Annotated in this window: 12 protein-coding genes; 5 read left to right on the plus strand and 7 right to left on the minus strand. The window is 31.9% G+C overall.

The genetic code is table 11. From position 1 onward, the window contains the following. Positions 1-105: 105 nt before the first annotated feature. A complete protein-coding gene (gene tyrS / locus N4A42_RS12115) occupies positions 106-1,401 on the minus strand; it encodes a tyrosine--tRNA ligase (RefSeq protein ID WP_294074377.1) in 1,296 nt (431 codons plus the stop codon). Between the two features lie 132 nt (positions 1,402-1,533). On the opposite strand from tyrS, the gene N4A42_RS12120 reads away from it, so the two are divergent. Then, complete coding sequence (locus N4A42_RS12120) at positions 1,534-2,553, plus strand: NAD-dependent epimerase/dehydratase family protein (RefSeq protein WP_294074353.1); 1,020 nt, start codon at positions 1,534-1,536, stop codon at positions 2,551-2,553. Between the two features lie 2 nt (positions 2,554-2,555). Here N4A42_RS12120 and N4A42_RS12125 read toward each other — a convergent pair whose 3' ends face one another. The 3 genes from N4A42_RS12125 to N4A42_RS12135 are packed head-to-tail and all read right to left on the minus strand — an operon-like array spanning position 2,556 to position 5,073. Continuing rightward, on the minus strand, positions 2,556-3,005 hold the full coding sequence (locus tag N4A42_RS12125; protein WP_294074355.1) for a DUF4296 domain-containing protein: 450 nt from the start codon (positions 3,003-3,005) through the stop codon (positions 2,556-2,558). Beyond that, positions 3,002-4,348: a dihydroorotase gene (locus N4A42_RS12130; RefSeq protein WP_294074357.1), complete on the minus strand. Its 1,347-nt coding sequence runs from the start codon at positions 4,346-4,348 to the stop codon at positions 3,002-3,004. Before N4A42_RS12130 ends, N4A42_RS12125 begins: the two co-directional genes overlap by 4 nt. Before the next feature lie 2 nt (positions 4,349-4,350). Beyond that, complete coding sequence (locus N4A42_RS12135) at positions 4,351-5,073, minus strand: polyprenol monophosphomannose synthase (protein WP_294074359.1); 723 nt, start codon at positions 5,071-5,073, stop codon at positions 4,351-4,353. Between the two features lie 137 nt (positions 5,074-5,210). Between N4A42_RS12135 and N4A42_RS12140 the strand changes: the two genes are divergently transcribed. Both N4A42_RS12140 and N4A42_RS12145 read left to right on the plus strand, forming a co-directional pair. Further along, positions 5,211-5,861: a DUF4271 domain-containing protein gene (locus tag N4A42_RS12140; protein ID WP_294074361.1), complete on the plus strand. Its 651-nt coding sequence runs from the start codon at positions 5,211-5,213 to the stop codon at positions 5,859-5,861. Between the two features lie 18 nt (positions 5,862-5,879). Then, positions 5,880-6,629 carry a uroporphyrinogen-III synthase gene (locus tag N4A42_RS12145; protein WP_294074363.1) on the plus strand — a complete coding sequence of 250 codons (750 nt, stop codon included), beginning with the start codon at positions 5,880-5,882 and terminating at the stop codon, positions 6,627-6,629. A gap of 82 nt (positions 6,630-6,711) precedes the next feature. Here N4A42_RS12145 and pckA read toward each other — a convergent pair whose 3' ends face one another. Beyond that, positions 6,712-8,316, minus strand: coding sequence for a phosphoenolpyruvate carboxykinase (ATP) (gene pckA / locus N4A42_RS12150; protein ID WP_294074365.1), 1,605 nt, complete (start codon positions 8,314-8,316; stop codon positions 6,712-6,714). A 54-nt stretch (positions 8,317-8,370) separates the two neighbouring features. Continuing rightward, entirely contained in the window at positions 8,371-8,769 is a 399-nt protein-coding gene (locus tag N4A42_RS12155) for a DUF423 domain-containing protein (RefSeq protein ID WP_294074367.1), read from the minus strand. 187 nt (positions 8,770-8,956) lie between these two features. Between N4A42_RS12155 and N4A42_RS12160 the strand changes: the two genes are divergently transcribed. Beyond that, on the plus strand, positions 8,957-10,327 hold the full coding sequence (locus N4A42_RS12160; RefSeq protein WP_294074369.1) for a saccharopine dehydrogenase C-terminal domain-containing protein: 1,371 nt from the start codon (positions 8,957-8,959) through the stop codon (positions 10,325-10,327). Between the two features lie 80 nt (positions 10,328-10,407). Further along, entirely contained in the window at positions 10,408-10,878 is a 471-nt protein-coding gene (locus N4A42_RS12165) for an Lrp/AsnC ligand binding domain-containing protein (RefSeq protein WP_294074371.1), read from the plus strand. Between the two features lie 61 nt (positions 10,879-10,939). Here N4A42_RS12165 and N4A42_RS12170 read toward each other — a convergent pair whose 3' ends face one another. Further along, positions 10,940-11,638: a zinc metallopeptidase gene (locus tag N4A42_RS12170; protein WP_294074373.1), complete on the minus strand. Its 699-nt coding sequence runs from the start codon at positions 11,636-11,638 to the stop codon at positions 10,940-10,942. Positions 11,639-11,913: the final 275 nt, after the last annotated feature.

Raw genomic sequence — 11,913 nt, forward strand, 5'->3', positions numbered from 1 at the left:
GGAATCAATCAATCTTACGACTAATGTGGTGCTATAGAAAAAGAAGGATTTTTCAATAGTTGATTGATTGGTTAGAGGTGCCCAAAAGAGATTTTGGGCACTTTTTTATACTATTTTAATAATATAAGTATTCTTCTTGCCCTTATTAATGATAATATATTTGTCATTAATTAAATCATCCGAAGATAATTTGTAATCTTCTTTTACCTTTTCCTTATTAACAGAAATAGAATTTTCTTTTAAAGCACGTCTAGCTTCTCCATTAGATTTTAAAAAATTAGTTTTGGCTGCTAAAGCGCCTATCATATCTAAACCTTCATTAAACTCGGACATAGGTATATGTGACTGTGGGACACCTTCAAAAACATCTAAAAATGTAGCTTCATCTAGAGTTTGAATATCTTCTTTAAAAGATTTACTAAACAATATATTTGAAGCTTTGGCTGCGTTTTCAAAATCTTCTTTTGAGTGTACCATAATTGTGATTTCCTCGGCTAATTTCTTTTGTAAAGTTCTTAAATGAGGTGCTTCACTATGTGTTTTAGCAATATCACTAATTTCACTTTCGTCTAAAAATGTAAAAATCTTAATATATTTTTCTGCATCTTCATCACTAGAATTTAACCAATACTGGTAAAATTTGTAAGGAGAAGTTCTTTTAGCATCTAACCAAATATTACCTCCTTCGGTTTTTCCAAATTTAGTACCATCTGCTTTGGTAATTAAAGGACAGGTTAAAGCATAACCTTTACCACCACCAATACGTCTAATTAATTCGGTACCTGTGGTAATATTTCCCCATTGATCACTACCTCCCATTTGCACAGTACAATCGCTTTCTTTGTATAAATGCAAAAAATCATAACCTTGTACTAATTGATAAGTAAACTCAGTAAATGACATACCCTCCTTAGATTCTGTAGACAAACGCTTCTTTACAGAATCTTTTGCCATCATGTAATTAACCGTAATATGCTTACCAACGTCTCTAATAAATTCTAAAAATGAGAATTCCTTCATCCAGTCATAATTATTCACTAAAACTGCAGCGTTACTAGCATCACTTTCAAAATCTAAAAATCTAGAAAGTTGTTTTTTTATAGCATCTTGGTTATGACGTAAGGTTTTTTCGTCTAATAAATTACGCTCATTAGATTTCCCTGAAGGATCACCAATCATACCTGTAGCACCACCAACCAAAGCATAAGGTTTATGTCCTGCTAACTGAAAATGACGTAACATCATAACACTTACCAAATGCCCAATATGTAAAGAATCTGCGGTAGGATCTATACCTACATAAGCGCTTCGCATGGCTTCAGACAAATGTTCTTCTACTCCTGGCATACTTTGGTGCAACATGCCTCTCCATTGTAATTCTTCAACAAAATTCTTTCCCATCATGTTAGATAATTATAATTCGGTTTTAGGCAAAGATATGTTTCCACTTTAAAAGACAAAAGACAATTTTAACGTAATTTTACTCCGTCTATTTTAAGTAAGCACACAACATATTAAAAGGAAAAGTTATAGATGGTATTAGTTACAGGTGGAACAGGATTAGTTGGAGCTCATTTGCTTTACAGATTAATAAGCAATGGTGAAAAGGTACGTGCTATTTACAGAAGAGAAAAAACCTTAAAGCGTGTTGCCCATGTGTTTTCTTATTTTTCTAATGATGCTGAAACTCTATTTAATACTATTGACTGGGTTGAAGCAGATCTAAATGATATTCCTAAACTCCAAAGTGCTTTTAGAGATATAACTCACGTTTATCATTGCGCCGCGTTTGTGTCTTTTGAGCCCGACAAGTATCATCAACTGAGACGAATAAATATTGGAGGAACTGCTAATATTGTTAATTTATGCATTAGCAACTCTGTTAAAAAGCTATGCTATGTTAGCTCTATTGCTACAATTGGGCATCATGAAAATCCTGAAAAATTAATTAATGAAGAAACTGCATGGAATCCTGAAGACGACAATAATGTCTATGCGATCACTAAATATGGTGCTGAGCTAGAAGTTTGGCGTGGATCACAAGAAGGACTTGATGTGGTCATGGTAAATCCAGGAATTGTTCTTGGTGCAGGTTATTGGGATGGCGGAAGTAGCGGACATTTGTTTAAGAAAATTAAGGACGGTATGTCTTACTATGTAAACGGAATCACAGGTTATGTAGATGTATTTGATGTAGTAAACATCATGATAAAATTAATGAACAGCGTTATAAAAGATGAAAAATACATTTTAGTTTCAGAAAACCTTAGCTTTAAAGATTTTCAATACAAAGTAGCATATGAACTTAATGTAAAACCACCTCAAAAAGAAGCTAAACCTTGGTTATTGAATTTAGCTTGGCGTCTAGACTGGCTAAAGCATAAATTATTTAAATCGCGTCGAAGCTTATCTAAACAAACTTCTAAATCTGCGGTAAATATTTCAAAATATGATAACAGCAAATTAAAAAATGAATTAGATTTTGAGTTTAAACCAATTGACCATTCTATAAAAGAAATCTGTCAATTATACCTCAGAGATTTAAAGAATTAAGACTAATTTTTAACTGCTTTTTTTAAAACTTTATTAATTGAGTCATTTTTTTGTTTCTTAGCTTTTCTTATGGAATCTCTTTTCCGTTTTGAAGTTTTTACTTCATTTTTTTCTATTGCTTCAAACGCTTTTTTCTCTTTTTCTAATCTAACTTTCACTTTCTCAACTATACTCTTATATAGGTCTGGATCAAAAGCATAATAAGCATTACTATCGGCAAACTGAGCACTATCTATCTCGTGCTTTTTTAAAACATAAGTTTCGGGTACTATTCCTTTTGTTTCTAATAGTTTTCGATTAACTCCTTTTGCAGCATTAATAACATATAGGTCGTATAAAATGTTTTCCATTTTATCTTTACCTATAAGATTATCTGGTTTCTTTGGTTTGCCTTGCGTATCGCAAGAAGAAAATAAAACCAATAAAATTACTATGTAAATTACCTGTTTCATCTATCAAAAGTTAATCGTCGTGCTGCTTTAACTCCTAAAACTTTAAAATTGTTATAAACTAGTTGTCCATTAACAATAGTATGAGTTACTCTACTTTTAAATGTATTACCTTCAAAAGGAGACCAACCACATTTGTATAAAATATTATCTTTATTTACTGTCCAGGGATTGTTAACATCTACAATCACTAAATCTGCATAATATCCTTCTTTGATGTAGCCTCTTTTTTCTACATCAAACAGTATTGCAGGATTATGACACGCCTTTTCTACAATTTTTTCAATTGAAATTTTCCCTTGATGGTACATCTCTAGTAAAGCCACTAATGCATGTTGTACTAATGGTCCGCCAGAAGGTGCACTTGTATATGGATTATTTTTTTCTTCAATTGTATGTGGTGCATGGTCTGTTGCAATAACGTCAATTCTATCATCTAACAAGGCTTTTAAAAGCTGCTCTCTATCTTTTGAAGTTTTCACAGCAGGATTCCATTTAATATGACTCCCTTTTTTAGCATAATCTTCATCTGAAAACCATAAGTGATGTATACAAACCTCTGCCGTAATTTTTTTATCTTTTAGGGGCACTTTATTACTGAATAGATTCGTTTCTTTTCCTGTAGACAGATGAAATACATGTAATCTTGCGCCAGTTTTTTTGGCTAATTCTATAGCTTTAGACGAAGACAAATAACACGCTTCTTCGCTTCTAATAATAGGATGTTTTTCCATAGGAATATCATCTCCATACTCAGCTTTATGCTTTGCTAAATTCTCTCGTATTGTAGCTTCATCTTCGCAATGTACCGAAATGACCATATCTGTACTAGAAAAGATTTTCTCTAACACCTCAGGATTATCAACCAACATATTTCCTGTAGAAGAACCCAAAAACAATTTTAGACCTGCTACAGTTTTAGTATCTATTTTTAAAATTTCATCTAAATTATCATTAGTACCGCCAAACATAAACGAATAATTAGCATAGGATGTATTAGATGCAATCTCAAACTTTTCTTCGAGTTTTTCTATTGTTGTTGTCTGAGGATTGGTGTTGGGCATTTCAATAAACGACGTAATTCCTCCTGCTAAAGCTGCCTTAGATTCAGTTTCTATATTTGCTTTGTGTGTAAGTCCTGGCTCTCTAAAATGCACCTGATCATCAATCATACCTGGTAAGACATAGTTACCCTCAGCATCTATAATTACTGTATTTGCAGACTTAATACTTATCGTTGATGCAATTTCTTTTATAACATCATCTTCTATAAGGATATCTCCTTCAATGATTTGCCCTTCATTGACAATCTTAGCGTTTTTAATTATAGTTTGTCTTTTCATCATACCTATTTAGCAAATAAACTTTTTAATTTTAAACTAATTACACCAAAAATAGCTTCATAAATAATACTGCCACTCATTTTTGATTTTCCTTTAACTCTATCTTTAAAAATAACAGGAATTTCTACAATATTAAAGCCTTTTTTATAGGCTTTAAATTTCATTTCAATTTGAAATGCATAACCTACAAATTTCACTTTGTTTAAATCTATAGCTTCTAGCACTTCTCGCTTGTAACAAATAAATCCGGCTGTAGAATCTTTAACCTCCATTCCGGTTATTAACCTCACATACCTTGAAGCACCATAAGATAAAAGTATCCTAGACATTGGCCAATTAACCACTGTTATGCCTTTTACATATCTTGAGCCAACAGAAACATCTGCTCCATCTTCAGCACAAGCTTTATACAGTCTAGTCAGATCTTTTGGATTATGCGAAAAATCAGCATCCATCTCAAAAATATACTGGTAAGATTTTTGCAAAGCCCATTCAAAACCAGCAATATAAGCTGCACCTAATCCATTTTTATTTTTACGCTGTAATAAATGGAGTTTGTTTGCAAATTCAGTCTGCAAATTTTTAACCATTACTGCTGTCTTATCTGGTGAATTATCATCCACTACTAAAACATGAAAATCTTTTTCTTGTGAAAAAACAACTCTAAGAATTGCTTCGATATTTTCAATCTCGTTATAAGTTGGGATTATGACAAGTGCGTCAGACATTTACATACTTTTAAAACGCGTATACGCGTTACTGATAGAATTTTGACAAATGTAAAATATTTAATGCATTATTAACTGTTATAGGTTTATTAAGATTTTAATTATGTTACCCTTTATTTTCTTTATAAATTAGCACTATGAGGAATTTTATTACTCACGAGTGGTTTACCGTATGTACAATCTTTGGAGTTTTAGCGCTCACAGCTGCTAAATATCTAAACACAATTCGATTTAGTGATTTTATATCAATTATAGGTAATTCTAAATATTTAAATATTTACAGTAAGAACCAAAAATTTATAGATCCTTTTGACGGGTTATTGTTTATTAATTTAGCTCTTTCAGCAAGCATATTCTTGCATTTTTCTTATTCTACATTTATAGATCCTTTAACCTTTGAATTGGTCTCCTTTTTAAAATTGATTTTAGCAGTTTCTGCAATAGTTATCATAAAGACGCTATTAGAGCGTCTTATTGGTAGTCTTTTTGAAATTGACAGTATTATTGATAGTTATTTGTTTCAAAAAATTACATTTCTTAACTATTCTGGCTTAGTCTTAATCATCACTAATCCATTGATACTCTATACTAAAATAGACACAAAAATTATCATTATAATAGCTTTTATATTAATTTGTTTAATCAACTGTATTGGGTTTATTACTTCATTTAAAAACCATCAAAAAGCCATAAACCCCAATTTTTTCTATTTTTTATTGTATCTTTGCGCTCTCGAAATCGCACCTTATATACTTTTATATAAGGTAATTAGCGAGTATAACGTTTAAAACAAAAAGTGTTTACGTATGAAAGTGAAAACGATTTTAGTATCGCAACCAGAGCCCAAAATAGAGAATTCGCCATACTTTGACCTACAAGAAAAGCAAAAAGTTAAAGTTGATTTTAGACCTTTTATTCATGTAGAAGGTGTTTCTGCTAAAGAAATAAGACAACAAAAAATAGATCTTAGCAAATTCTCCGCTATTATTTTAACCAGTAGAAATTCTGTAGATCATTTCTTTAGAATAGCAGACGAAATGCGTTTTAAAGTACCAGATACAATGAAATATTTTTGTCAATCTGAAGCTGTTGCTTATTATCTACAAAAATATGTTGTTTATAGAAAGCGTAAAATTTACGTAGGCAAACGTACATTTGCAGACTTAATTCCTTTAATTAAAAAGTACAAGGATGAAAAATTTTTGCTACCTACTACAGATAAAGTAAAGCCTATTATACCTGAAACTTTAGATAAATTAAAAGTGGATTGGAAACAAGCTACGTTTTACAAAACTGTAATTAGTGATTTGTCTGATTTAGCAGATGTATATTATGATATATTAGTATTTTTTAGTCCTTCTGGAATCGAATCTTTATTTCATAATTTCCCAGATTTCAAACAAAACAATACGCGTATTGCTGTGTTTGGAAACACAACAGTTAAAGCCGTTAAGGAAAAAGGATTGCGCGTTGATATATCAGCACCAACACCAGAAACTCCTTCTATGACTATGGCATTACAAAAGTATATTGACGAAGTTAATAAGGGAAAATAATCTAAAGACTACATTAAAGAATAAAAAAAAGCGATTCTAAAATTAGAATCGCTTTTTTTGTACGTGATTAAATTTATAATCATTATTTCACTATAGGAGCAGCTGCCATAATTTCATCGTTAGCATACTCTTCAAATTGCTTAAAGTTATCTTGGAAGAACTTAGATAATTTGTTTGCTGTAGCATAATAACCCTCATCATCATTCCAAGTTTCCCTTGGACTTAATACTTCATTTGGTACATTAGGACAAGAATTAGGTATAGCAACTTTAAATACAGAGTGATCTCTATAGTCAACATTGTCTAATTCACCATTCATAGCAGCAGTAATCATTGCTCTTGTATATTTCAACTTCATACGAGATCCTACTCCGTAAGGACCACCTGTCCAACCCGTATTAACTAACCATACGTTAACACCTGCTTCTTGCATTTTCTTACTTAGCATCTCAGCATATTTTGTTGGATGCAACGGCATAAATGGTGCACCAAAACATGCAGAAAATGATGGTTGTGGTTCTACAACACCTGCTTCAGTACCTGCAACTTTAGCAGTATATCCTGAAATAAAATGATATGCTGCTTGACCTGGTGTTAATTTAGATATTGGAGGCAAAACACCAAAAGCATCTGCTGTTAAGAAGAAAATATTCTTAGGATTAGAAGCATACGACGGTGTTTTAATATTATCTATATGATAAATAGGATAACTTACCCTTGTGTTTTGAGTAATAGAACTGTCGTAGTAATCTACTTCACCATTATCTTTAAAAATTATATTTTCTAAAATGGCTCCAGGCTTAATAGCTCTATAAATATCTGGCTCTTTTTCTTCAGATAAATCAATGGCTTTAGCATAGCATCCGCCTTCAAAATTAAAAATAGAATTTTCTGAAGTCCACCCATGCTCATCATCACCAATTAATTTACGATTAGGATCTGTAGATAATGTCGTTTTACCTGTGCCTGAAAGACCAAAGAAAATAGCAGTTTCACCATCTTCACTCACATTAGCAGAACAGTGCATTGGCAATACATTCTTCTCTACTGGTAAAATAAAGTTTAAGGCTGTAAAAATACCTTTTTTCATTTCACCTGTATAAGCAGAACCACCTACTAAAGCAACTTTCTTAGTAAAATTAAGAATAGAAAAGTTTGCCTGTCTTAATCCATGATTTTCAGGATCTGGACATTCATATCCTGGAGCACAAAGCACCAACCATTCTTCTTCAAAATTCTTTAATTCTTCTTCTGAAGGTCTTAAAAACATATTGTATATAAACATGTTAGACCATGGATATTCTGTCACAGTTCTAACATTCATTTTGTAATTAGGATCTGCGCAAACATATCCATCTCTTACAAAAATTTCTTTTCCGCTTAAATAATTCTCTACTTCTTTTTGTAAATAGTCGAAGTGTTCTGGAGATATAGCTTTATTTGATTTTCCCCACCAAATATGATCTTTAGTATAATCGTCTTTTACTAAAAAACGATCCTCTGGAGATCGTCCTGTAAATTTACCTGTATTAATTGCTAAAGTTCCGTTTTGTGTCTCCTTACCCATACCTTTTTCTAAAGTAATGGCTTGAAGATCTTTAGGCTCTAATTGATAGTGTATTTGTGCATCTTTAATGCCGTATTTATCTAACGAAATCGATTTCGTCGAAGGTGTATGGTTTACCATAATTTTTGTGTTGTTTAAGCTACAAAATTATAATTTTATTTTAAAAACACGTTGCTAAATGCTATTAATCTTCTTATTTCTTATAATACCAATCAACATCACAATCCAAGCTGCAATTAACAACAAGCCACCAATTGGTGTAATCATTGCAATTGTCTTAAAATCAAAGCCAGAAAGCTCATTTGTAGCCAACCCATAAATTGATCCTGAGAAGAATATTAACCCAATTAACACTAGATAAAATATTATTTTTTTAGCACCAGATTTCACAAAAGAAGTTCCTCCTAAAATTAACAGGAAAAAAGCATGATAAATTTGATAACGCACACCTGTTTCAAAAGTTTTCACAGCATCAGCATCCACTATTTTCCCTAAACCATGAGCAGCATAAGCGCCTAAAATGATTCCAAGTGCACCTAGAATTGAACCTGTAATTAATATTTTTTTGTTCATAAGTAAAAATGGTTTTTTGGTTTCTTTTGCTTTGGGTATTTATTACATTCGTGCTTTACAAAATTAACTCAAGAATTCTAAAAACCCTAAATTATAAATGACCTCTTTTAGAACAGTCGAAATATCTTTTCTGAATTCTTATTTTTAAGTTTTTCGACTGCTAAAAAAGAAAAATCTATACTAAACTATGCGAAAGATTTTAATTATTGGTGCAGGAAAATCATCATCATACCTTATAAAATATTTACGTGATAAATCAGAATCTGAAAATCTTCAAATTACAATAGGAGATCTTAATGTAGATAATGCAAAAAAACTTGTAGGCGAGCACAAAAACTTTAGCATAATACACTTAGATGTTTTTAATCCTGAATCTAGAATTGCAGCTGTTAAAAATGCTGATATTGTAGTATCCATGTTACCTGCACGTTTCCACATAGAAGTCGCAAAAGATTGTGTTACCTATAAAAAACACATGGTAACTGCATCTTATGTAAGTGACGAAATGCAAGCTTTAGATGCAGATGCTAAAGCTAACGACCTCATTTTTATGAACGAAATAGGTGTTGATCCAGGTATTGACCATATGAGTGCAATGCAAGTTATTGATCGCATTAGAAATAATGGTGGAAAAATGATTTTATTTGAATCGTTTACTGGTGGCCTAGTTGCTCCTGAAAGTGATGACAACTTATGGAATTATAAATTTACTTGGAACCCAAGAAATGTTGTAGTTGCAGGACAAGGTGGAGCTGCTAAATTTTTGCAAGAAAACCAGTTTAAGTATATTCCTTACCATCGTCTATTTAGAAGAACTGAGTTTTTAGAAATTGATAGTTATGGACGTTTTGAAGCTTATGCTAATAGAGATTCTTTAAAATACCAACATGTATATGGCTTAGACCATGCAGAGACTTTATACAGAGGCACTATGAGACGTGTTGGTTTTAGTAGAGCTTGGCACGTTTTTGTTCAATTAGGAATGACTGATGACAGTTACACTATTGATGATAGTGCTAATATGAGTTATCGTGATTTTGTTAATGCCTTTTTACCTTACAGCCCTACAGATTCTGTAGAGTTAAAGTTTAGACATGCTCTAAAAATAGATCAGGATGATATTGTTTGGGATAAATTTTTAGAACTCGATATTTTTAACCCAAACAAAATGGTAGGTTTAAACAAAGCGACTCCTGCTCAAATTCTTCAAAAAATATTAATGGACAGTTGGACACTTGATGCAGATGACAAGGACATGATTGTAATGTACCATAAATTTGGTTATGAGCTCAATGGTAAAAAACATCAAATAGATGCCACAATGGTTGTTGTTGGTGAAGATCAAACATACACAGCAATGGCAAAAACTGTAGGTTTACCTGTAGCAATGGCTACATTAGACATCTTAAATGGTAAAATAACAACACCTGGTGTACAGATTCCAATTTCTGAAGAAGTTTACACACCAATACTTGAAGAATTAGAAACTTACGGAGTGAAATTCACAGAAAAAGAAGTACCATATCTAGGCTACAACCCTTTAAACACAGAACAATAAGCATACATTTAAAATCTATTTATTAATTTTAGTACAAGACTCTATTTTTACTAAATTATAATAATGAAAAATTGTTTTAGATGAAAGTAAATGAAAAAGGCATCTTTATCGATGGTATTGATAAAAAAATACTAAGAGCTTTAATGGAAGATGCCAGAACACCAATTTTAGAGATTGCTCGTAATGTTGGTATTTCTGGAGCTGCAATTCATCAACGGTTAAAAAAACTAGAAAAATCTGGATTGTTAGCTGGCTCTAAATTCATTATCAATCCAAAAATTTTAGGCTACACAACGATGGCTTTTGTTGGTGTTTATTTAGATAAAGCCGTTAGTAATCCTGAAGCTGTAAAACAACTGCAACGTGTACCAGAGGTTATTGAATGTCATTATACCACTGGCGAATGGAGTGTTTTTATAAAAATTCTTTCTAAAGACAATGAGCATTTAATGCATCTGCTTAATACTCAAATTCAAGCTATTAAAGGAGTCTCAAGAACAGAAACATTTATTTCATTACAGCAACAGATTAATAGACAAATTAAAATATAAAAAAAGCTCTGAGAAATCAGAGCTTTTACTATTATGAGATTTCTACTTTCGTAGAAATTTGTTAATCTCTACCTCCAAAAACTTGTAATGCCCAATAAAGCAAAGAAGCTAATGCACCAATAGCAGCGACTAAGTAAGTTCTTGCTGCCCATTTTAAAGCATCTTCAGAACCTTTATATTCATCTGGTGTTACCATGTTTTTTGATTTTAACCAAGCTAATGCTCTATTACTTGCATCATATTCTACAGGCAAGGTTATAAAACTAAATAATGTTGCAAATCCCATCATAACTAAACCAGCTACGGCAACCCAATATCCAAAACCTACACCAGCAGCTGCACCTAATACAAGACCACCAATAACTACCCATTGCGACATACCAGAAGTAACACTAACAATTGGTACTAATTGCGAACGCATTTGTAAATAACTATATGCCTGAGCATGCTGTACAGCATGGCCAACTTCGTGAGCAGCTACAGCCGCAGCCGCAGCATTACGCTGATTATAAACCGCTTCACTTAGATTAACTGTTTTGTTTTTTGGATTGTAATGGTCTGTTAATTGACCTGGAGTAGAAATTACCTCAACATCATAAATACCATTATCTGCCAACATTTTTTCAGCAATCTCTCTACCACTTAAACCATTGCGAAGTTGAATTTTAGAGTATTTAGCAAACTTTCGTTTAAGCGTACTACTAACTATCCAACTCATCAAAGTAATTGCACCAATTAATATCAAATATTCTATATTCATAATTTAAGTTTTGTAATGTAAATGTACTAAATGCATAGCAAATAATGCGCCAAATTTAAGTTAAGAAATTTTGTCAGTATAAGCCTTGTATTATTGACAAACACCAATATTATCAATCAACTGCCAAAGTCACCTTATCTACCTGTTCATTATTAAAAACAACAAACAAATACTCTTTTTGTGATGGAAAAAAACTTGGTGGATCGCCAATATTATATATAAATGCATCTTTTTTAGAACTAGATTTAGAATCTGGTGGACCTAAAATCTCAAGA

Source organism: Winogradskyella sp. (assembly GCF_025210595.1).
GTDB lineage: Bacteria > Bacteroidota > Bacteroidia > Flavobacteriales > Flavobacteriaceae > Winogradskyella.